We start from the raw sequence: 21,880 nt of genomic DNA on the forward strand, positions 1-21,880 counted from the left end.
AAACAGTGGGATTTGAAGAAATTAAAAAAGTTTCGGTAGTTATTCCTGTTTATAACGAAGAAGAAAGTTTGCCTCAGTTATTAAAAAGAACTATTTCTGCCTGCCAGCAACTCGATCAGGAATATGAATTAATTCTGGTGGATGATGGCAGCCGTGACAGTTCTGCGGAGATTTTAACCCGGGCGGCTGAAGATCCCGAAAGTTATGTCATTGCAATTTTGCTGAACCGTAATTATGGGCAACATTCTGCAATTATGGCGGGATTCCATCAGGCAAGCGGTGATCTGGTTATCACACTCGATGCAGATTTACAGAACCCACCAGAAGAGATCCCCCGTTTAGTGAAGGTTGCTGAAGAGGGATATGATGTTGTCGGCACACGCCGTGCCAATCGGCAGGATTCATGGTTCCGTAAAACGGCCTCTAAAATGATCAACGCAATGATAACGAAAGTGACGGGCCGCTCTATGGGCGACTACGGCTGTATGTTGCGTGCATATCGTCGCCATATTGTGCGAGCGATGTTGCAATGCCATGAACGCAGTACATTTATTCCTATTCTCGCCAATACATTTGCTCGCCGAACGACTGAAATTGATGTAACCCATGCAGAACGCGAATTCGGTGATTCCAAATACAGTTTTATGAAGTTGATAAATCTGATGTATGACCTGCTGACCTGCCTGACGACAGCGCCGTTACGGTTATTGAGTGTGGTGGGAAGTATTATTGCTGTGACGGGTTTTCTGCTGGCGGTATTGCTGATTGCTTTGCGCCTGATTTTTGGTGCTATATGGGCCGCGGAAGGCGTCTTTACCCTATTTGCCATTCTTTTCATGTTTATTGGCGCACAATTCGTCGCAATGGGGTTACTCGGAGAATATATCGGTCGCATATATAACGATGTTCGTGCCCGCCCACGTTACTTTATTCAAAAAGTGGTCGGAGATAACAAGACCTACGATAATCAGGAAGAAAAAGAATGAAAGCAGTGATTTTTGCCTACCATGATATTGGTTGTGCCGGACTTAATGCATTAGTGAAAGCAGGTTTCGATATCCGGGCTATTTTTACACATGTTGATGATCCAAATGAAAATAATTTCTTCTCTTCTGTGGCTCGTGCAGGTGCGGATTTAGGTTTATCCGTATTTGCGCCGGAAAATGTGAATCACCCACTCTGGGTTGAACATATTCGTGAAATGCAGCCGGATATTATCTTTTCATTTTATTATCGCGATATGCTCAGTCAGGATATTTTATCTTTGGCAAAGAAAGGCGCGTTTAATCTGCATGGCTCTTTGTTACCAAAATATCGTGGGCGTGCTCCGGTTAACTGGGCGATCTTAAATGGTGAGACAGAAACCGGTGTGACATTACACAAAATGTCAGCGAAGGCCGATGCCGGAGATGTTGTTGCACAACAGGCAGTACAGATTGAAAAGACGGATACTTCATTAATCGTGCATGGGAAAATCCGTGAAGCAGCAACGGAATTACTGAATGATATTCTCCCTCGCTTTAAAGCAGATAATTACCTTTCAATCCCACAGGATGAAAGTCAGGCCACTTATTTTGGCCGCAGAACCGCTGATGATGGTGAAATTTTCTGGCATAAATCGGCTGAAGAGATCAATAACCTTGTTCGCGCAGTGACAGAACCTTATCCCGGCGCATTTACTTTTCTCGGTGAGCGAAAAATCACAATTTGGCGCTCAGCTCCATTAAATACCACACACAATAAACAGGCCGGAACAGTGCTTTCTACCGATCCGCTGGTTATTGCGTGTGGAACAGGTGCTCTGGAAGTTGTTAGTGGGCAGAGCGAATCAGGTATCTACGTTCAGGGTAGCCGGCTTGCTCAGGAGATGGGCATAGTTACAGGTGTTCAGGTTGGGCAGAAAGCCACCGCACAGATCCCCCGCCGTAAGCGAGTTTTGATTTTGGGCGTGAATGGATTTATCGGTAATCATTTGACAGAACGTCTGCTGAATGATGGTAATTATGATATTTATGGTATGGATATTGGCTCTTCTGCGATCGAGCGCTTTATTGGTAACCCTCATTTTCACTTTATTGAAGGTGATGTCAGTATTCACACTGAGTGGATCGAATATCACATCAAAAAATGTGATGTCATTCTGCCGTTGGTTGCTATCGCGACGCCTATCGAATATACCCGTAATCCACTGCGTGTTTTTGAGTTAGATTTTGAAGAAAACCTGAAAATTGTTCGTTATTGTGTGAAATATAACAAGCGGATTATTTTCCCGTCCACTTCCGAAGTTTATGGCATGTGTGATGATAAGGAATTCGATGAAGATACGTCGCGCCTTATCGTGGGGCCAATTAATAAACAGCGCTGGATCTATTCTGTATCCAAACAGTTGCTTGATCGTGTTATCTGGGCATACGGTGAAAAAGAAGGGTTGAAATTTACCTTGTTCCGCCCATTTAACTGGATGGGGCCACGGTTGGATAATCTAAATTCAGCACGTATCGGCAGTTCCAGAGCAATTACTCAGTTAATCTTAAATCTGGTCGAAGGCTCCCCGATAAAATTAGTTGATGGTGGAGAACAAAAACGCTGTTTTACTGATATTCATGATGGGATTGAAGCACTGTTCAGAATTATTGAAAACAAAAATGGCTTATGCGATGGGCGGATTATTAATATCGGTAACCCGACGAATGAAGCCAGTATCCGTCAATTAGCTGAAATATTGCTGAATAGTTTTGAAAAGCATGAATTACGCGGGAATTTTCCTCCTTTTGCCGGATTTAAGAAGATTGAAAGCAGTAGCTATTACGGTCAGGGCTATCAAGATGTTGAGCATCGTAAGCCCAGTATTAAAAATGCGGAACGCCTTTTGGGGTGGAAACCCACTATCGGTATGGAACAGACAATCGATGAGACACTGGATTTCTTCTTGCGTGATGCCGTGCAGGAACTGAAAAGGAAAAAGCAACATACAGGGTCAATATGATGCAAAAAGTGGGCTTAAGAATTGACGTAGACACTTATCAGGGCACCAAGGAAGGTGTACCGCGTTTACTTAAAATTTTACAGCGCCATTATATTCAGGCCAGTTTTTTTTTCAGTGTTGGCCCGGATAATATGGGGCGTCACTTGTGGCGTTTGCTGAAACCTAAATTTTTGTGGAAGATGTTGAGATCAAATGCTGTTTCTCTGTATGGTCCGGATATTCTGTTAGCGGGTACTGCTTGGCCGGGAAAGAAAATTGCAAAAGATTTAGGTCATTTGATGAAACAGACGATAGAAGAAGGTCATGAAGTGGGTCTGCATGCCTGGGATCATCAAAGCTGGCAGGCAAAAGCCGGTCGTTGGTCAGAATCAGAATTAGCAGAACAGATACAGCTTGGTGTTGATGCATTAGAAAAGGAGACAGGGCAGGCTGTCACATGCTCGGCTGTTGCTGGTTGGCGCGCAGATGAGCGGGTGCTGGTGGCTAAACAGCAATTTGGTTTTGATTACAACAGTGATTGCCGTGGCATACATCCATTCAGGCCACTTTTGCCTGATGGGAGTTTAGGAACCGTTCAAATCCCGGTGACCCTGCCAACTTATGATGAAGTTATCGGCACACAGGTCAGTGATAGTCATTTTAATCATTTTATTCTGGATGCTATTCAAAATGCCCACGGTGTTCCTGTTTACACCATTCATGCAGAAGTTGAAGGAATGTCTAAATCATCACAGTTTGAAGCACTATTGGACATGCTTCACCAGCAAGATATTCAGTTTTGTCAATTAAGTCATCTACTACCTGAAAACCCGGAAACATTACCAATTGGGAGAATTGTTCGTTCCGATTTTCCTGGTCGTGAAGGCTGGTTAGGTTGTCAACAAGAGGTATAAAAAAATATGTCGAATGTTCGAATGAGTAGAGCTGGAGCCGTTTTAATGGCTCTTTTTTTTATCTTTACTTACTTGATCCCTTTGAATGGACGTCTTTTATGGCAACCAGATGAAACACGATATGCTGAAATTAGCCGGGATATGTTACAGCGTGGCGATTGGGTCGTGCCCTATTTTCTGGATATCCGTTATTTTGAAAAACCAGTAGCGGGCTATTGGATAAATAGCATTAGTCAGTGGATTTTTGGCGATAGCAATTTTGCCGTGCGTTTTGGCTCAGTATTCAGCATTATGCTCAGTGCATTTCTTCTTTATCGATTGGCCATGATGATGTGGCAGTGCCGTCAGACAGCATTTATCTCCTGCCTGATTTACATCTCCATGTTTATTGTGTTTTCTGTCGGGACTTATAGTGTTCTCGATCCCATGTTTTCATTGTGGGTCACGGCAGGGATTGTCTGCTGTTTTTGGGCACTGAAAGCCAGTAGCACACGAGAGCGGGTTTTTGCTTGGCTTGTGCTGGGTATAACCTGTGGCATGGCTTTTATGACAAAAGGCTTTCTGGCATTGGTTCTGCCGGTTATCTCGATGATACCAGTCACGATATACCAGAAACGCTTTCTGGAGATGCTCCGTTTTGGCCCGATTGCCATTATCGGCGCAGTTTTGATTAGCCTGCCATGGGTGATTGCGGTAGCTGTTCGAGAGCCTGATTATTGGCATTACTTTTTCTGGATAGAACATATACAGCGTTTTGCTTCCGAGAATGCACAACATGCCTCACCATTCTGGTTTTATCTGCCGATAGTGATTTTGGGTGTCATTCCGTGGTTAGGGTTATTACCCGGTACATTATTTACCGGTTGGAAAGCGAAGAAAAATCATCCTGAAATGTTTTTTCTCTTATGCTGGTTCTGTATTCCTTTGATATTTTTCAGTATATCGAGAGGAAAGTTACTGACCTATATTCTGCCGTGTATGGGGCCTTTAGCTTTGATGATGGCAAAATACGCTGTTGATAGTATGAGGAATGGAAAAATAAAGGCATTGAAATTTAATGGATTAGTCAATGTTTTCATTGGTCTGCTTGCAATACTGACACTGGTATTTTTGGAAATATTTCCTAAGAACCCTCTTTATCAGTCTAATGAATTACATAAATGGGGATTGGGGATTCTGACATTTGCTGTCTGGGGTATCGTCGGGTATTTATGTTTCAGACATAATGGCAAGCACTGGCAATGGGCCGCAGCTTGTTCAATTATGCTTAGTCTATCAATAGGCAGTGCTTTGCCTGATAAAACGATTAATTCTAAACTGCCACAGGATTTCATCCGACAAAACGAAAAAGAATTAGTAGAAAGTAAATATATCTTATCGGCATCTGTTGGAGTAGGGGCGGCGCTGGCGTGGGAATTAAAGCGTAATGATATCTATTTATTCCAAAACAAGGGTGAACTGGCGTATGGATTGGGTTATCCGGATAGTCAAAACCGATATATAACACTAGAACAATTTCCTGCTTGGCTGGCTAGCGCACGGAAAGATGGTCAGGTTGCTGTTGTTTTTTTATTATCGTCCAAAGGGAAACTTCCTGAATTACCCAAACCGGATCTTATACAGCGAAAATCCCGTTTTGTTCTTGTTATTTATAAGAAGCAACTATGATGAACAGCAGTACAGGATTATTGATACTCGTTAGTTTATTAACCTGTGCAGGGCAGATTTGTCAGAAACAAGCGGTTATCTGCTGGGGAAAAAAGGCCCCCTATAAAATGTCTCTTGTGGTGGCATGGCTAGCGGCTGCTATGCTTCTTTTGGCAGCCGGAATGATATTCTGGCTGCGATTATTGCAGTTTTTACCGCTCAGCATTGCCTATCCGATGTTGAGCATTAATTTTGTGGTAATAACATTGATTGGGCAATTTCTGTATAAGGAGAAAGCGGGGTTAAAACACTGGATCGGTGTTTTAGCCATTATGTCGGGGATCCTGTTAATGAGCCTGAATCAATGAAAGGATATTTTTGGGGAGTAGCGAATGTTTTACTGGTTACGGTCGCGCAGCTATTTTTGAAGTGGGGAATGGCTCGGTTACCTGAGCTATCCTTATTGCTACATTGGCTCAATATAGACTGGTTGTGGCTGAATCGTAATCCTTTACTGATGGTGATGGCGGGGCTGATCAGTTACGCATTATCTATGTTCTGTTGGTTTTTTACTTTGAAATATCTGCCATTGAATAAAGCGTATCCACTATTAAGCCTGAGTTATATTTTTGTTTATTTAATGGCGGTATTATTACCTTGGTTTAATGAAAATACCTCGCCATTAAAAACGATAGGCATTTTGTTAATTCTATTCGGTGTTTGGTTTATCAGCAGGCCAGAAAGCAGGAGGGCTGATTGATGTTAATAAAAATCAGGCATTTGTGCCTGCTACTGAGTCTGTTACTTATTGGTTGTTCTAACCCTGTTTCGCAATCGAATCTACCACCATCACGGGCAGCTCTGTCTGACCCGATTATGGTTATTGCAAAATTAAAAGAGCAGCTTGAACAATGGCAGGGAACACCTTACCGCTACGGAGGTATGGATCAGCGGGGTGTGGATTGCTCAGGTTTCGTTTATCGTACTTTTCATGATCGCTTTAATATCCTTCTTCCACGGACAACAAATCAGCAAACTCAGCTGGGAACCCGGATCAACAAAAAAGATTTGATGCCGGGTGATCTGGTATTTTTCAAAACCGGCAGTGGTGCTAATGGGTTACATGTGGGAATTTATGACATTAATAATGAATTTATTCATGCCTCTGCCAGCAACGGTGTTATGCGTTCCTCTCTTGACAATGTTTATTGGCAGCGTGTTTTTTGGCAAGCCCGCAGAATATGACACCGACCTGAATCACCCATTTAATCGGGGCGTTATGATATCCTAAGACATTGTTTTTCTTTGTCCGGAGACAAATAATGTCTACATTGCGATTGCTGTTGTCTGATTCTTATGATCCCTGGTTTAATCTCGCTGTTGAAGAATGTATTTTCCGGCAAATGCCACCGGATCAGAGTGTTTTATTCCTATGGCGCAATGCCAATACAGTTGTCATAGGGCGTGCGCAAAATCCGTGGAAAGAATGTAATACGCGGCGCATGGAACAGGATGATGTAAAACTAGCCCGGCGTAGTAGCGGTGGTGGTGCGGTTTTTCATGATTTGGGGAATACCTGTTTTACCTTTATGGCCGGTAAGCCAGCTTATAACAAAGAGATTTCTACTCAGATTATTTTAGATGGACTAAAAAAATCCGGTATTCATGCGATGGTTTCTGGCCGTAACGATCTGGTTTTATCATCTCCGGAAGGAGAGCGTAAAATTTCAGGCTCTGCATATCGGGAAACTAAAGATCGCGGATTTCATCATGGTACATTACTCATTAATGCAGATTTGAACCGTCTTGCTGATTATCTCAACCCCGACCCTAAAAAATTACAGGCCAAAGGTATTACTTCTGTTCGTTCCAGAGTGGCAAACTTGTCGGATTTGTTACCAGACATCACCCATGAAAAAGTATGTGCGGGGATCACCGATGCGTTTTTTGAGTATTTTGGTGAAGTGGTAGAGCCGGAAATTATTTCACCGCAAGCACTACCCGATTTACCCGGCTTTGTTGATGTTTTTGAGAAGCAAAGTAGCTGGGAATGGAACTTCGGGCAGGCACCCGCATTCAGTCATACGCTGGATACTCGGTTTTCTTGGGGAGGCATTGAGTTGCATGTTGATATTGAACATGGAATTATCAATCGTTGCCAAATTTTCACTGACAGTCTGGAACCCACACCCTTTGAAGTACTGGCAGAAAAACTGACAGGTGTGTTATATCAGCCAGAAGTTGTCGGGCAGATAATTCAAGCTATCAGAATACAATATCCCTTGCTGGATACAGAGTTACAGCAATTTTCAGATTGGCTGGTGAATGAACTGAAATAGAAAATAACTGGCGGAATTAGTCCTGAAAGAGGTCAACAACAGGGAAGTTGACCATAAAGAATGATAATTACTATGAATTACTCTTCGCAAAATAAGAAGGTTTTTAACTCAGGTAATTTGCCGTTTTCTCGGAACTTAGCGGGTGTAGTATTAAAGTGCTTTTTAAAGATCCGTGTAAATGTAGCCTGAGAACTGAAACCATATTGCAGCGCAATATCCAGAATCGGTAAATCAACCTCGTGTAACGACTTGGCGGCTTCATGAAGGCGGCGGCGGCGTACATACTGACCTAACGTGCAGCCTTTCAATTCCTTAAAAATGCGTTGTAAATGCCATTTTGAATAACCACTTTTATGGGCAATGGCATCTATTTTAATACCTTCAGTCAGTTGAAGCTGGTTTTCTAACCATTTAACAATATCGTTGATAACATTTTCTAACATATATACCTCCCACTAATGTGGGCTTGTGCTAAAAAATAGTGATATACAAATGATAATTAATATTATTGGAATGGCTCATTTTAATAATATATTTTATAGCGTATACGCAAAATGTGCGATCTTAAATTAATAAATATTAATTATATTTAAATCTCAGTGATTTCCCGGGTATTTAGCTTCTTAGTTTTCACATAGCACTATTTTTCATATAGCACAAAATAGAGGCGATTCCTTTATCTGAGGCTGTCTGAAAGGGATTTAAGGGCATGGAAAGTATAAAATATATTTCCGAACCAGATAAAATCAGCTTCTGCACTCATTACTGATGATTTTTAGTTGTATATAGGGGTATGTGATTTTTTTTGCGGTTTTGTTTTGAATTTATTGTTTTTCTTGATGGATATTTAGCATGTTTGTCTTTTTAGCCAAAAAATTGATGTTTTTTATTTTATATGCATTGGTGATAGCGGGAACAACTGGATTGTTATTTTTGGATATTAATTATTTACATAACAATGTACAGGAAGAGTCATTGACAGAAATTTTTCAGGAAATTGCTTTAATTATAATCGCAATCCTGCTGTTTTATGAAGCAAAGAGAAATTCGACATTACGGCCATCGCTTATTTTGATAGCTGGCTTTTTTAGCAGCCTGTTAATCAGAGAGCTGGATGTTTATTTTGATGTTATTTTCCACGGAGCATGGGCGTGGCTTGCAATTCCTTTGGCTCTGCTTTGTATCAGTTACGCTGTCACGCAGGGTTCTAAAACTCTTGTTGGGCTTGTACATTTTACCCGTCATCAGAGTTATTCAATGATGGCTTGCGGGCTGCTATGCGTACTGGTATTTTCCCGCTTGTTTGGTATGGGGGCACTCTGGCAAGAACTGATGGATGAGCATTTTAATCGAGCAGTGAAAAATATGGTGGAAGAAGGCTGTGAAATGTTGGGTTATGCTTTATGCCTGATAGCGACATTCTGGTATCTGCCATCGGCACGTCAGCAACGGCTACGGGACATGAAGTAGTTCTTCTCTGATATTGCAGGCCTGATATGTTTATTGAGGCAATTTTTGCTGATATTTGCAAAAGTTGCCTCAAGGAAGGGAATAGACTACTGACGGAGATAAATCTGTGGCTGGTGAGTTTCAGGGTGTTGCATAACGCCTAAATCAGCCCGATACCATTGTTTAAGAATATCATCACGCAGAACCTCTTGTGGTGTACCTGAGGCGACTAATTCTCCTTTATGTAACAGGAGAATTTTATCTGCGTAGAGTGCAGCCAGATTCAGATCATGCAATACACAACAGACAGCCAGAGGGCGCTGTCGGGTGAGGTTATGGACAAGCCGTAATGTATGCTGCTGGTGGTAAAGATCCAGTGCTGATGTTGGCTCATCCAAAAACAAGCAAGATCCTGTAGGCTCTGGGTGCCAGAGCTGAGCCAATGTTCTGGCCAATTGAACCCGTTGCTGTTCTCCTCCGGATAGCTGTTGGTAATTACGATGTTTCAGCTCTTCACATTCGGTCAATGCGATCGCTTCATTGATAGCCATTTTGTTATGTGTGCTTTCATGAGGAACACGCCCCATCGCAATAATTTCTTCAACACTAAAAGGAAAGGAAAGCGAACTATATTGCCGCATGACTGCGCGAATACGAGCGAGTTTTTGCGGTTCCCAATCAACAAGGGAAGTGCCCTGTAACAGGCACTCACCACTGGCTGGCGAAACATAACCTGTTAACAGCCGTAACAGGGTAGATTTACCTGCGCCGTTAGGCCCAATAATTGCAACAACTTCCCCCTGATTAAGAGAAAGAGATACATCCTTGATAATTTGACGTTGCCCGATGAAATAGTTCAGATTTTTAGCTTCGAGCAAACTTTTTTGCATTATTATTGGTTCCATTATAAGCGGCCTCCTGATGGTTTAAGAATCAACCATAAAAAGTAAGGCGCACCGATTAAACCGGTGATCAGGCCGACCGGCATTTCGGCGGGAGCAACCAGCGTTCTGGCTAATGTATCCGCAGTTAATAACAGACATGCTCCACCCAATGCGGATATTGGCAGTAACCACGAGTGGTCGCCACCAAAGCGCAACCGGATAAGATGGGGAATAACAAGGCCGATAAAACCGATAACACCGCTCAATGCCACAGCACAGCCAATCAGTAGGGCGCTCAGCAGTAATAACTGAAACTTAGTCCGTTGAACATTAATGCCTAAATAGTGTGCTTCTTCGTCTCCTAACTGAAGGAGATTCAGTTTTCGTGACTGACTGAGTGTCAGCAGGCAAACAGGGATAATAATAGAAGCGGCAATAATCAGTGTGGGCCATTCAATCTGGTTTAATGAACCCATCATCCAAATGGTGAATTGCCGTAATTGCTGATCATCACTGATATAGCTCAATACACCGATAAACGATGCGCACAGGGTATTGATGGCGATACCGGCAAGCAGCAATTTTGACATATTGCCGTGGTTGTATTTATTGAGCGAAAAAATCAGGAATGAAACCAGTAAACTGCCGATAAAAGCAGCAATGATATGGGCGTATAATGCGATACCTGCAGGTAAGGAAAGAGGCACAACAATAGTTAATGCCACCGTCAGCGCTGCACCACTGCTGATCCCTAATAGGCCTGAGTCTGCGAGAGGATTGCGGAACAGCCCTTGCATGACCGCACCAGACATAGCGAGCGCACTTCCAACCAGAATAGCCAGCAAAATGCGCGGAAGGCGAATATTCAACCAGATCTGCCAGTGTGGGTCCTCCAAAGAGGACTCCCACAGCGTTTTAAAAGAAAGAGGCAATGCCCCCATGTTGGCTGAGCTGATTGCCAGAATAAACAGCAATACAGTCAGTAACATCAAGCCAAGGCTGGGGGATTGAGAACGACTCATTGCACTTTCTCCGCAGCCTCACGGACTTTTTTCATGACAGCGGGTGTCTCGATACCGAATCCGAGCAGGCCCATTTCATCCACAACCACGACCTGTTTTTTCTTGCCAGCGGGCGTGAAACTCAACCCCGGAAGCTGCCACAGTTTATCCATTCCACCCAAAGTCTTCAGTCCATCGGTACTGATCAGCAGCAAGTCAGGCTGGCTGGCGATAACACCTTCCTGAGACAGAGGACGGTATCCATTGAATCCCTGCATCGCATTTTGAGCACCAATGGCGTGAATAATCTGGTCTGCCGCTGTTTTCTGACCGGCAGCCATTGGCATGATCCCGCCGTGGCTCATGACAAACATGACTTTTGTTGGGATCTCTGACGTGGTGATTGTAGCCAGCTGCTGCTGGTATTGAGTGATCAGCTCTTCACCACGTTTTTCCTGTCTGACCGCCTCAGCGACGGTCTTAATTTTTTCAGGAACGGCTTCTAACGAGGCTTTGCTTGTCACTTTAATGACTTTTACACCGGAATCTTCGATTTGCTTGAGTGCCAGAGACGGTTGAGCCAGTTCGCTTGCGATCACCAGTGATGGTCGCATAGACAGAACGCCTTCTGAGCTCAGCATGCGCATATATCCCACATCAGGAATTGAAAGTATTTCCTGAGGATTTTTGCTGGTACTGTCTCTGGCAACGACATGCTGCCCTTCACCCAGTGCAAAAACAATTTCAGACACATCACCACCGATTGTGACAATACGTTCAGCAGAGAACGCACTGGCAGAGATGGTAAGCATAAATGTTAGAAGCCACTTTTTCATGCTACACAATTTTCCTTTTCTGGTTGCAGTTTAGGCAGAGCGGCAACCTGATCACGCCATTGTGCCTGCTCAGGAGTACCTTCAGTACGCTGACCATACAATTGGGCGATTTGGTTACCTTCAGCATCAAACAACTCAAGGCTGGTGACGAAACCATCTGTTGTTGGCTTACGTGTGATCCAGCTTTCAGCGATAGCACTTTCAATCAGATGCAATGTGAAATTGCGATTAAAAATGTTAGCCCACTTCTGGGAAGAGTTTTCTTCCTGATAAGGCATCAAGCGCTCCAGTTTACCAGTAAAAATCTGGATACAACCGCGGTTGCCGACGAAGATCATAATTTCATTTTGATCTTTGTGTGCAACTTCAAGGATCTGAGTCAAAGCAGAGTTATCTACACGATAAGCCAGATCATCTTTGACAGCATTGAAGATTTGCTGACGGTTCAGATTATGACGGCTCATCATAATGAAGAACTGGTGAACGTCAGTCATTGCACGCCATTCTTCATCCAACTGCACTTTCAGCTGTTCAGTCATTTCTGCATATTCAGGGGCTTTTGCTGGTTGAACTTCCAGAGCAGGGTTTTCTTCTGTCTGGTATTTTTCAATCAGTGCTTCCCATGCAGCCATATCTGTATTAGAGGTGGTGTACACTTTGTGCAACGCATCACCCTGACGATCAAAGAACTGAACGCTGTGACGCAGACCGTTCTTCGCTGGTTCTACCAGAGAGAAAACACTGCTCCAGTGATCGAAAAATACACGCAAATCAAGTTCACGTGGATTGAGGATCAAGCCAACATGTTCGCTGAACTGGGTATTTTCGTAACGACCAACCTGCTCATGAACTGCGAAGTCATTACGGGTAATGGCTTTGGTTTCACCAACAGTTGCCAGTTCTTTCAGCAGCGTAGGAGCATCAACGTTCAGACGTTTCGCGTCGATACCGACACGACTGTGCAGTAATTCTCCTTCACTGACATTAAGATAAGCCGCCAGATCGCGTGCATATTTGGCTTTATTATCTGCTTTTGCCTGTTGGTAACGTTCATAAAGTGACTGATTCACAGTTGCTAGCTCCTTAAAAAAATGGGGTATAGTTTAAAAATAGTACTTTTATTATTTACCATTGGTAGCTGATGAACAGTTTGGCATTACGGCCGCTCTGTGGAGCTCCCAATGTTGAGTAATATTGCTTATCGAAAGCGTTGCCGAGCACGACAGAAGTTGTGACACCTTTTAGCTGGTTTTCGCCGTGGTAGCTGATATAGAAATCATTGACACCGTAGCCTGATTGTTGGGAAGCATTTTTCTTCCCATTTTTATCTTTGAAATTAGTTTGGTTAGCGAATTTACCTACCCAGCCAATAGATACGCCGGTATCAGAAAGAGGGATATCTAATGTGCTGGTTACAGTGTCAGGGCTTAGAGCTTCAATAGATTTACCTGTTTGCTCATCTTTACCTGTGGTGCGGTTATAAGCCAGATCCCATGAAAACCAGTCAGTGCCATAATTCATTGAAACATCCCAACCCCAGATTTTGGCATTAGGAATATTCGCAGAGGTTGTAAAAAAACCTTTTCTGGTTTCTACGAAAGTATCGATATAATCTTTTGCTTTGGTATCAAAATAGCTGGCTTTAAATTTCAGCCCATCGTTTGAAGTTAATAAATCATCAAAACGTAATCCAAACCCATATTCCTGAGTTTCATTACTTTCAGGGCGCAGATTGGGATTGGGTTTCCAGTAGTTTCCTGGGAAATGCTCAGCGTCGTTATACATTTCTCCCATGGTCGGAGAACGGAATGCCTGAGAATAGGAAGCAAACAGCATCGACCAGTCTGTAGGAGTAATGCTGATAGCGCCTTTTGATGACCATTTGTCGGCACTGATGTCTTTATATTTATTGTTTTTGTTATCGTTTGATGCCTTGTAATTGTCATAGCGTGTACCAACGACAACTGAAACAGGCAGATCACGAATAGTTATTTCATCCTGTACCCAGCCGGATGCGAAACGGATATCTGCTTTCGGAAAGCCATTGAGATTATCACGGCTTGGTTTTTGTTTTTGTTTATAAACTTCAGTACCATAAGTAAATTGGTGTGCAGCAAAATGAATCGCATTCAAATGAGAGCGGTTTTCCAGTTTTATACCGAAAGTTTCTTGTCTGCGGCCTTCAAAGCCTTTCTCTTTCGTTTTGGTATTGATGGCTACATCGGAATAATAAATATCATTTCTCAGATCCAGCCAATTATAGCTCGACGGATTCAATTTATAAGTCAGCTGCATATCACGCTGTGCTGTTGTGCGATCAGCCCAGACGTTTTTACTATGGCCATTAATATCCTGTGGATCTTTCGGTTCATGAGCTTTGTTGTGGTAATAACGCAACTCACCACCAATTGACTGGATATCATCAATTTTCCATGTGCCTTTGGCCATCACATTGCCGATATTTTCATCGTTTCGGCCTTTTACACCCCCGCCATAGCGAATATTGCCAACATCGCGGGTACTGAAAGTAAACAGACCATCAAGATTATCGGTCTTACCAAAGGCAGCAGCGCCAAGCCCCCAGCTGTGATCTCCTGTTCCTGCACGGCTGAAAACACGAAAACCGCTATTTTGCCCGTCCTGCAAGAGATCTGCGGCATCAACGGTCTGATAGGCAATTACACCACCTAATGCACCACTACCGTAGAGCAGGGCGGATGGGCCACGAACGATTTCAACCTGTTTAATCAGCGCCGGATCGAGAAAAACACCATTAATATGCCCGGTATCAGTTCCCTGACGAACACCGTCAACCAGCATTAAAACCCCTTTTTGAGAGTAACCACGCAGATTGATATCCTGCCCGTTAGCGCGCCCGTAATCAGCGGCATTAATCCCGGGGATCTTACGCAGCAAATCGTTAGCATTACCTGCAACTTTGCTGCTGGCTGAATTCCCTTCAACAACTGTGACCATCATTGGTGCTTCAAAACTATCACGCTGATTGCCTGTGGCATAAACCGTTATCGTGTCTTTATGCTTACTTTTTTCTGCCGCATCTTTCTTTTCAGTTGGAGTCGGAATCGTGGCTGCGTGAGCAGAAGACAATCCTGTTAAAATAACAATACTTAATGCAGACAATTTCAGGTTTGGTAGCTGAATCCGGGACATGCAGGTTATCTCCATGATTTAACGGTGTTTTAAAACATACGAGTGGTTGTAATCCCATGACATGAATATGTCTTATTTTCAGGATTATGATTAAGTCAAAATAAGATTTCGTTTAAGGTTGAACCACGATGTAAGGCCAAAAGGATCTGCTGTTGCAAAGGGGTAATGTGGTAGCACAGGTAGTCAGTTAGTGTTTTCATAGCCAATATGAACAATAATTATTCTAATATTGAGAATAATTATCGTTTCTATGATGATTAACTTCAAGCTATTTTTTTATATAAGGAAGAATGGGTAATCTAAGTGCGTTGTAACGGGATATGGCTTCCATTATGCACAGAAGCCAGAAATAGATACTACAGAAGAGGTATTCTCAGCAACGGTTTTTAGCTGCTTCGGCCAGAATACGAAGGAATTCTTCTGTATCCTGCCAGCTAAGACATGGGTCAGTAATCGATTGTCCATAGGTCAGCGGCTCTCCCAACATAATTTTTTGGGAACCTTCAACTAAAAAACTTTCCGCCATAACACCAGCGATGGCTGTTGAGCCAGAATTAATCTGCTGGCTGATATCTCTGGCGATATCCAGTTGCCGACGATGAATTTTCTGACAGTTACTGTGGCTGCAATCAATGATTAACCTTTCCGGTAAGCGGAATTCACGCAGTTTCTGACAGGTTGCGGTAATATCTTCAGCGTAGTAATTAGGCTTTTTTCCGCCACGCATGATAACGTGCCCGTAGGGATTTCCGCTGGTCTGGTAAATTGTCATCTGCCCGTCTTTATCCGGTGACAGAAACATATGTCTGGCACTTGCTGAGCGTATGGCATCAATCGCAATGTGGATATTGCCGTCAGTACCGTTTTTAAATCCGACAGGGCACGAAAGGGCGGAAGCCATTTCCCGATGGATTTGGCTTTCTGTTGTTCTTGCACCAATAGCGCCCCAGCTAATTAGATCAGCAATATACTGCCCGGTCACCATATCCAGAAATTCTGTCGCTGTGGGCATTCCCAATTCATTGATATTAATTAATAAATGACGTGCAAGTGATATCCCTTTATTGACCTGACAGGAACCGTCCAGCATAGGGTCTGAAATGAGTCCTTTCCAGCCGACAACAGTCCGTGGTTTCTCGAAATAGGTTCTCATTACGATTTCCAGACTATGCTGATATTTTTCACGCAATACTTGCAGGCGTGACGCATAATCAAGGGCAGCATCAATATCGTGGATGGAGCAAGGACCAATAATAACCAATAAACGTTGATCGTCACCGGTGAGAATAGCTTCAATTCGTTTGCGTGACAGCGTCACATTTTGGCGTATTTTTTCTGATATCGGATACTGTTCAGAAAGGATTTTAGGTGTTATCAGCTTATCAATAGAGCGGGTTCGTAGCTCATCTGTTTTGTACATATACTTTCTCGAATTCTACTTCATTTTGAGGCGTAATCTGGTGTGATGGAAATTACAATAACTCAGCCTCCGATAAATTCAACAAAACATTAACGTCAATTTCAGCGAAACGCTTGTGTATGAAATCGTAATGATGCCTGAATTATGTTGATTCTCTGGATCAGAACATACGCCGTTTCAGCCCCATACTGTCGATAATCTTGGCTGAAATCTCTTCGACAGAATAATTAGTGGTATTTAAGTAATTAATCTTATTTTTACGAAATAGTGCTTCAACTTCAGCAAGTTCGATCCGGCATTGTCGTAAAGAGGCGTAACGGCTGTTTTCTCTCCGTTCCTCACGGATAGCGGCCAGCCTTTCGGGATTTATCGTCAGGCCGAACAGTTTGTGCTGGAACGGCTTGAGTCCGGCAGGAAGTTGTAGGTTATCCATATCATCAGCAGTGAAGGGGTAATTTGCCGCCTGAATGCCGAATTGCATGGCAAGGTAAAGGCTGGTGGGTGTTTTCCCACAGCGTGAAACGCCCAGAATAATCACCTGCGCCTGATCGAGATTACGCAGTGAAATGCCATCATCGTGTGCCAGAGCATAATCAATGGCTGCAATGCGGGCATCATACTGACTCAGGTTTTTTTTAGATAAACCGTGTGTACGGTGTAACTCAGGTTTTGGTTCCAGCCCGATTTCCTGCTGCAATGGTGCGACGAGAGTCTGGACAATATCCAGACAAAATCCATCACTGCTGGTAATAATATTTTTAACTTCACTGGAAATTATGGAATAAAAAACCAGTGGTCTGATATTGGTTGCCTGATAAAGATTATTTATCTGGTTTTTGATTTCTTCGGCTCTTATTTTGCTGGTGACAAAGGGTAAAGTATAAGACGTCATCGTAATCGGGAATTGAGATAATACAGCATGGCCGAGAACTTCTGCTGTAATTGCTGTGCCGTCGGAGATGAAAAAGACACAACGTTCCAGTGGTTCATTTTTCTGATTCTGCGGGAGTGGGATTTCTATCATTGTATTTTCTTTTATTATTGGGTAGATGGATATATAGAATATTAGCTGAATCGTTTTTATTGCAAATGACAACTACAGATAGCGTTTTGGATTATACCTGTAAAAAAATAATATTGCTGGGTTGATCGATTCACCTTTCCATATATAGCAATACATTGTGCTAGGCTATTTCCTGCTGTAAAGAGCAGCATTAATTTTCCGATTTGTACCTCCGAATGTAAAAAGGATAGTTTCAATGTCCAATAATGGCCTCACCCCATGTAATGTACTTTGGTATAACCAACTAGGCATGAATGATGTTAATCGGGTCGGTGGTAAAAACGCCTCGCTTGGTGAGATGATCACCAATCTGGCCGACCTTGGTGTCTCTGTTCCCAATGGTTTTGCTACAACAGCACAGGCATTTAATGATTTTTTGGAACAAAGTGGTGTTAATCAGCGCATTTATCAATTATTGGATGAAATAGATGTTGATGACGTCAATCAATTAGCTAAGGCTGGTGCACAAATCCGTCAGTGGGTGATTGATACGCCATTTACAGCACAACTGGAAAAAGATATCCGGGAAGCTTATTTGCAACTGTCTGAAGGTGAACCTGATGCTTCTTTCGCTGTCCGTTCCTCCGCAACGGCCGAAGACATGCCGGATGCCTCTTTTGCCGGGCAACAGGAAACTTTCCTGAATGTACAGGGTATTGATGCGGTGATGGTTGCCATTAAACATGTCTTCGCATCCCTCTTTAATGATCGCGCTATTTCCTACCGTGTCCATCAGGGCTATGACCACCGTGGAGTGGCGTTGTCAGCGGGTGTACAGCGGATGGTACGCTCTGATTTGGCATCATCCGGTGTCATGTTTACGATTGATACTGAGTCGGGTTTTGATCAGGTTGTGTTTATTACATCTGCCTATGGTTTAGGTGAGATGGTTGTGCAGGGCGCGGTCAATCCTGATGAATTTTATGTGCATAAACCAACATTAAAAAATAATCGTCCAGCGATAGTCCGACGTAATCTGGGCTCCAAAAAAATACGTATGGTCTATGCAGACAGTAAAGAACACGGTCAGCAGGTTCGGACAGAAGATGTTCCTGAAGCATTGCGTAACCGCTTTTCTCTTGCTGATAATGAAGTCGAAGAACTGGCAAAGCAGGCACTGCTGATTGAAAAACATTATGGTCGCCCGATGGATATTGAATGGGCGAAAGATGGGCATAATGGCCGGCTGTATATTGTACAGGCGCGCCCTGAAACAGTCCGTTCTAATCAGCAGGTGATGGAACGCTATCAGCTTAATGAACAGGGCAGTGTGCTGGTGGAAGGCCGTTCAATCGGGCACAAAATCGGTATTGGGACAGTTAAGGTTATTCACAATCTCAGTGAAATGGATCGCATTCAGGTCGGTGATGTTTTGGTGACAGACATGACTGACCCGGATTGGGAACCAATCATGAAAAAAGCGGCAGCGATTGTTACCAATCGTGGTGGTCGCACCTGCCATGCTGCCATCATTGCCCGTGAACTGGGTATTCCTGCGGTTGTGGGTTGCGGTGATGCAACAGAACGCCTGAAAGAAGGCGAGCTGGTTACGGTCTCTTGCGCAGAAGGGGATACGGGCTTTGTTTACCGGAATAAACTGGATTTCAGTATCCAAAGTTCGCAGGTTGATGAGCTGCCAGAATTGGATGTTAAGATCATGATGAATGTTGGTAATCCGGATCGTGCATTCGATTTTGCCTGCCTGCCCAATGAAGGCGTGGGGCTGGCGCGTCTGGAATTCATCATAAACCGCATGATTGGCGTTCATCCTCGCGCATTGCTTGAGTTTTCTGAGCAATCTCCTGAATTACAGGCACAGATTAAATCCCTAATGACAGGTTATGATGATCCGGTTGAATTTTATGTCGGACGCCTGACTGAAGGTATTGCAACGCTGGCCGCTGCATTCTGGCCTAAACGCGTTATTGTACGGTTGTCTGATTTCAAATCGAATGAATACGCGAATCTGGTGGGCGGCGAGTTATACGAACCACATGAAGAAAACCCGATGCTTGGTTTCCGTGGTGCTGGTCGTTATGTCTCTGACAGTTTCCGCCAGTGTTTTGCTCTGGAATGTGAGGCTGTCAAACGGGTACGTAATGTTATGGGATTAACAAATATTGAAGTCATGATCCCATTTGTACGCACTGTGGCGCAGGCGGAAGCTGTTGTATCAGAGTTGGCATCACAGGGCTTGAAGCGTGGTGAAAATGGGCTAAAAGTCATTATGATGTGTGAAATTCCATCAAATGCGTTATTAGCGGAACAATTTTTGGCATATTTTGATGGTTTCTCTATCGGCTCAAATGATATGACTCAATTGGCATTAGGCTTGGATCGCGATTCAGGTGTTGTCTCTGAGTTATTCGATGAGCGTAATGATGCGGTGAAACAACTACTTTCTATGGCTATTCAGGCGGCCAAGCGTCAGGGTAAATATGTTGGTATTTGCGGTCAGGGGCCTTCAGATCACGAGGATTTTGCCGAGTGGTTAATGAAAGAAGGAATTGACAGCTTATCATTAAATCCTGATACGGTGGTGAAAACCTGGGTTTCTTTAGCAGGAAATAATTAATAACCACCTAATTCAGCCATGAATTCAAAAAGCCTGTTAAAAATATTTTCAGGCTTTTTTGTTTATAACACGATCTTTTTTAATGCGAGTGGTATTTTATATCATTCCGACGGGAATTTTTCCCAAAAAAAAAGCCTATCATGGGCTGACAGGCAAAGACTACACACAGCAATATATATTACTTCACACATCTCAGTTTGTGGCGTTTACAAACTAAGACAGCTATTCATGGGAAACATAGTTTCGATGAAATGAATACTAATTTAATAAATCCGTTAATTCATTAAGAATTCTCTTAATAAATCGGAATTGGAAAAACAAATTAAAAAAGCAACTTTCTCGTAACAAATTTTTTGAGATTATTTACTGATGGAATAAATGTGTATTCTTTATAGACACCAGATAGTACATTTACTTCAATAATAATTGCGCGGAAAAATAATTTCCGCGCTTTGTGTTTTATTATTGCACATGAGCTTTTTTAAAATACAGCTCAGTGACTTCTATTTAATTTCGGGTTTTGGCACTTCATCCATCCATGCCAGCAATAGGCTGTAAGAAACGGCCAGTACAACCGGCCCGATAAATAAACCAATCACACCCAGAGAAAGTATGCCGCCAATGACGCCAGTAAGGATTAAAACCATAGGTAAATCGGCACCCAAGCGAATAAGGAAAGGCCGAAGAACACCATCCATAGTGACCAGAATTAAACTCCAGACCACTAAAATAGTTCCCAGAGTTGTTTCGCCTGTCCAGTAAAGCCAGATAATAGACGGAATAAGAACTAACAGAGGTCCCAACTGTGCAACACAGAGAACAAACATCAAAACGGTCAGAACCATAGCATAGGGGATCCCTGCAATTGCTAATCCAATACCGCCTGCTATAGCCTGTACAAGAGCCGTCACAACGACACCAAGGGCAACAGCACGGATAGAACGGGCAGCCAGTACAACAACCGCATCGCCCCGTTTGCCTGCCAGTCGGATAGCGAAATGGCGAATTCCCTGCATAACGTGTTCACCTTTCCAGTAAAGTAGAACACTGAACAGTACCATTAAGGTCAGGTGGAATAAGAACCGGCCAGCATTGGCAGCCTGAGCAAAAAACCATGTGGCTGTTTTTCCGATATAAGGCGGAATTTTAGCCATGAGCATATTACTGCCCTCAGAGATGATGTTTTGCCATTTAATATATAAATCCTGACCGACGACCGGAATTTTATTTAGCCACTCCAATTGAGGCAGGTGCATATTGGATGGAGATTTTGCCCATTCAATCAGGGGTGCGCTATTTTCCAGCAGGTTGCTGACCAATAATGCAATGGGAATAACAAATAATAAAATGAGTAATAACGTCATGATGGAAACAGCTATCCAACGTTTTCCCCATAAACGTCGCTGTATTTTTTCCATTAGCGGCCAAGTTGCAATAACCACCATTCCTGACCAGATGAAACCTAAAATAAATGGACTTAAAACCCAAAAGCTGGTCGTGAAGAGCAGTAAAATGAAGAACAGTACAAATAGCAGCTTGGGTAAATCCTGATGTGGTTGCGATTTTTCCATGAAATGATTTCTCTCGGCGATTAAAAATACTGTTGGGATCCACAA

The 21,880-nt window shown here is 43.1% G+C and carries 19 protein-coding genes; 10 read left to right on the forward strand and 9 right to left on the reverse strand.

Annotation, left to right across the window (positions count from 1 at the left end; translation table 11 throughout):
* The first annotated feature begins 5 nt into the window (after positions 1-5).
* The 8 genes from arnC (at position 6) to AAC855_RS06510 (ending at position 7,865) form a co-directional block, all read left to right on the forward strand.
* The gene (gene arnC, locus AAC855_RS06475) at positions 6-986 is read left to right on the forward strand and encodes an undecaprenyl-phosphate 4-deoxy-4-formamido-L-arabinose transferase (protein WP_340608798.1); all 981 of its coding nucleotides are present in this window, start codon (positions 6-8) and stop codon (positions 984-986) included.
* Entirely contained in the window at positions 983-2,986 is a 2,004-nt protein-coding gene (gene arnA / locus AAC855_RS06480; protein WP_340608799.1) for a bifunctional UDP-4-amino-4-deoxy-L-arabinose formyltransferase/UDP-glucuronic acid oxidase ArnA, read from the forward strand. The genes arnC and arnA overlap by 4 nt, the downstream gene beginning before the upstream one ends.
* Positions 2,986-3,879 carry a 4-deoxy-4-formamido-L-arabinose-phosphoundecaprenol deformylase gene (arnD, locus tag AAC855_RS06485; RefSeq protein WP_340608939.1) on the forward strand — a complete coding sequence of 298 codons (894 nt, stop codon included), beginning with the start codon at positions 2,986-2,988 and terminating at the stop codon, positions 3,877-3,879. The genes arnA and arnD overlap by 1 nt, the downstream gene beginning before the upstream one ends.
* Before the next feature lie 6 nt (positions 3,880-3,885).
* Entirely contained in the window at positions 3,886-5,547 is a 1,662-nt protein-coding gene (arnT, locus tag AAC855_RS06490; protein ID WP_340608800.1) for a lipid IV(A) 4-amino-4-deoxy-L-arabinosyltransferase, read from the forward strand.
* Positions 5,547-5,894 carry a 4-amino-4-deoxy-L-arabinose-phosphoundecaprenol flippase subunit ArnE gene (arnE, locus tag AAC855_RS06495; RefSeq protein ID WP_340608940.1) on the forward strand — a complete coding sequence of 116 codons (348 nt, stop codon included), beginning with the start codon at positions 5,547-5,549 and terminating at the stop codon, positions 5,892-5,894. Before arnT ends, arnE begins: the two co-directional genes overlap by 1 nt.
* A complete protein-coding gene (gene arnF, locus AAC855_RS06500; protein ID WP_340608801.1) occupies positions 5,891-6,286 on the forward strand; it encodes a 4-amino-4-deoxy-L-arabinose-phosphoundecaprenol flippase subunit ArnF in 396 nt (131 codons plus the stop codon). The genes arnE and arnF overlap by 4 nt, the downstream gene beginning before the upstream one ends.
* Complete coding sequence (locus AAC855_RS06505; protein WP_340608802.1) at positions 6,286-6,771, forward strand: C40 family peptidase; 486 nt, start codon at positions 6,286-6,288, stop codon at positions 6,769-6,771. Before arnF ends, AAC855_RS06505 begins: the two co-directional genes overlap by 1 nt.
* A gap of 77 nt (positions 6,772-6,848) precedes the next feature.
* Complete coding sequence (locus tag AAC855_RS06510) at positions 6,849-7,865, forward strand: lipoate--protein ligase (RefSeq protein ID WP_340608803.1); 1,017 nt, start codon at positions 6,849-6,851, stop codon at positions 7,863-7,865.
* Between the two features lie 77 nt (positions 7,866-7,942).
* On the opposite strand, the gene AAC855_RS06515 is transcribed toward AAC855_RS06510, so the two are convergent.
* Positions 7,943-8,308: a helix-turn-helix domain-containing protein gene (locus AAC855_RS06515; protein WP_340608804.1), complete on the reverse strand. Its 366-nt coding sequence runs from the start codon at positions 8,306-8,308 to the stop codon at positions 7,943-7,945.
* 409 nt (positions 8,309-8,717) lie between these two features.
* Here AAC855_RS06515 and AAC855_RS06520 point away from each other — a divergent pair, with 409 nt between their 5' ends.
* A complete protein-coding gene (locus tag AAC855_RS06520) occupies positions 8,718-9,335 on the forward strand; it encodes a hypothetical protein (RefSeq protein ID WP_340608805.1) in 618 nt (205 codons plus the stop codon).
* A gap of 86 nt (positions 9,336-9,421) precedes the next feature.
* Here AAC855_RS06520 and AAC855_RS06525 read toward each other — a convergent pair whose 3' ends face one another.
* The 7 genes from AAC855_RS06525 to ppsR form a co-directional block, all read right to left on the reverse strand.
* Positions 9,422-10,219: a heme ABC transporter ATP-binding protein gene (locus tag AAC855_RS06525; RefSeq protein ID WP_340608806.1), complete on the reverse strand. Its 798-nt coding sequence runs from the start codon at positions 10,217-10,219 to the stop codon at positions 9,422-9,424.
* On the reverse strand, positions 10,219-11,220 hold the full coding sequence (locus tag AAC855_RS06530) for a FecCD family ABC transporter permease (RefSeq protein WP_340608807.1): 1,002 nt from the start codon (positions 11,218-11,220) through the stop codon (positions 10,219-10,221). The genes AAC855_RS06525 and AAC855_RS06530 overlap by 1 nt, the downstream gene beginning before the upstream one ends.
* Positions 11,217-12,035, reverse strand: coding sequence for a heme/hemin ABC transporter substrate-binding protein (locus AAC855_RS06535; protein WP_340608808.1), 819 nt, complete (start codon positions 12,033-12,035; stop codon positions 11,217-11,219). The genes AAC855_RS06530 and AAC855_RS06535 overlap by 4 nt, the downstream gene beginning before the upstream one ends.
* Positions 12,032-13,105, reverse strand: a complete 1,074-nt coding sequence (locus AAC855_RS06540) for a hemin-degrading factor (protein WP_340608809.1) — start codon at positions 13,103-13,105, stop codon at positions 12,032-12,034. Before AAC855_RS06540 ends, AAC855_RS06535 begins: the two co-directional genes overlap by 4 nt.
* Before the next feature lie 55 nt (positions 13,106-13,160).
* Positions 13,161-15,206: a TonB-dependent hemoglobin/transferrin/lactoferrin family receptor gene (locus AAC855_RS06545; RefSeq protein ID WP_340608810.1), complete on the reverse strand. Its 2,046-nt coding sequence runs from the start codon at positions 15,204-15,206 to the stop codon at positions 13,161-13,163.
* Positions 15,207-15,579: 373 nt separating this feature from the next.
* Positions 15,580-16,626 carry a 3-deoxy-7-phosphoheptulonate synthase gene (locus tag AAC855_RS06550; protein WP_340608811.1) on the reverse strand — a complete coding sequence of 349 codons (1,047 nt, stop codon included), beginning with the start codon at positions 16,624-16,626 and terminating at the stop codon, positions 15,580-15,582.
* Positions 16,627-16,786: 160 nt separating this feature from the next.
* Complete coding sequence (gene ppsR / locus AAC855_RS06555; protein ID WP_340608812.1) at positions 16,787-17,650, reverse strand: posphoenolpyruvate synthetase regulatory kinase/phosphorylase PpsR; 864 nt, start codon at positions 17,648-17,650, stop codon at positions 16,787-16,789.
* 235 nt (positions 17,651-17,885) lie between these two features.
* On the opposite strand from ppsR, the gene ppsA reads away from it, so the two are divergent.
* Positions 17,886-20,264 (forward strand): phosphoenolpyruvate synthase, encoded by a 2,379-nt coding sequence (gene ppsA, locus AAC855_RS06560; protein WP_340608813.1) that lies wholly within the window; start codon positions 17,886-17,888, stop codon positions 20,262-20,264.
* Positions 20,265-20,767: 503 nt separating this feature from the next.
* Here ppsA and ydiK read toward each other — a convergent pair.
* Positions 20,768-21,835: an AI-2E family transporter YdiK gene (gene ydiK / locus AAC855_RS06565; protein WP_340608814.1), complete on the reverse strand. Its 1,068-nt coding sequence runs from the start codon at positions 21,833-21,835 to the stop codon at positions 20,768-20,770.
* Between the last annotated feature and the right edge of the window lie 45 nt (positions 21,836-21,880).

Source organism: Xenorhabdus bharatensis, assembly GCF_037996705.1.
Classification (GTDB): Bacteria; Pseudomonadota; Gammaproteobacteria; order Enterobacterales; family Enterobacteriaceae; genus Xenorhabdus; species Xenorhabdus bharatensis.

Coding starts and splice junctions, on each gene's coding strand:
- arnD (WP_340608939.1), top strand. CDS start 2,986: ATGCAAAAAGTGGGCTTAAGAATTGACGTAGACACTTATCAGGGCACC.
- arnE (WP_340608940.1), top strand. CDS start 5,547: ATGAACAGCAGTACAGGATTATTGATACTCGTTAGTTTATTAACCTGT.
- ydiK (WP_340608814.1), bottom strand. CDS start 21,835: ATGGAAAAATCGCAACCACATCAGGATTTACCCAAGCTGCTATTTGTA.
- AAC855_RS06545 (WP_340608810.1), bottom strand. CDS start 15,206: ATGTCCCGGATTCAGCTACCAAACCTGAAATTGTCTGCATTAAGTATT.
- AAC855_RS06530 (WP_340608807.1), bottom strand. CDS start 11,220: ATGAGTCGTTCTCAATCCCCCAGCCTTGGCTTGATGTTACTGACTGTA.
- AAC855_RS06505 (WP_340608802.1), top strand. CDS start 6,286: ATGTTAATAAAAATCAGGCATTTGTGCCTGCTACTGAGTCTGTTACTT.
- ppsA (WP_340608813.1), top strand. CDS start 17,886: ATGTCCAATAATGGCCTCACCCCATGTAATGTACTTTGGTATAACCAA.
- AAC855_RS06525 (WP_340608806.1), bottom strand. CDS start 10,219: ATGGAACCAATAATAATGCAAAAAAGTTTGCTCGAAGCTAAAAATCTG.
- arnT (WP_340608800.1), top strand. CDS start 3,886: ATGTCGAATGTTCGAATGAGTAGAGCTGGAGCCGTTTTAATGGCTCTT.
- AAC855_RS06510 (WP_340608803.1), top strand. CDS start 6,849: ATGTCTACATTGCGATTGCTGTTGTCTGATTCTTATGATCCCTGGTTT.
- AAC855_RS06520 (WP_340608805.1), top strand. CDS start 8,718: ATGTTTGTCTTTTTAGCCAAAAAATTGATGTTTTTTATTTTATATGCA.
- arnF (WP_340608801.1), top strand. CDS start 5,891: ATGAAAGGATATTTTTGGGGAGTAGCGAATGTTTTACTGGTTACGGTC.
- arnA (WP_340608799.1), top strand. CDS start 983: ATGAAAGCAGTGATTTTTGCCTACCATGATATTGGTTGTGCCGGACTT.
- ppsR (WP_340608812.1), bottom strand. CDS start 17,650: ATGATAGAAATCCCACTCCCGCAGAATCAGAAAAATGAACCACTGGAA.
- AAC855_RS06515 (WP_340608804.1), bottom strand. CDS start 8,308: ATGTTAGAAAATGTTATCAACGATATTGTTAAATGGTTAGAAAACCAG.
- AAC855_RS06535 (WP_340608808.1), bottom strand. CDS start 12,035: ATGAAAAAGTGGCTTCTAACATTTATGCTTACCATCTCTGCCAGTGCG.
- AAC855_RS06550 (WP_340608811.1), bottom strand. CDS start 16,626: ATGTACAAAACAGATGAGCTACGAACCCGCTCTATTGATAAGCTGATA.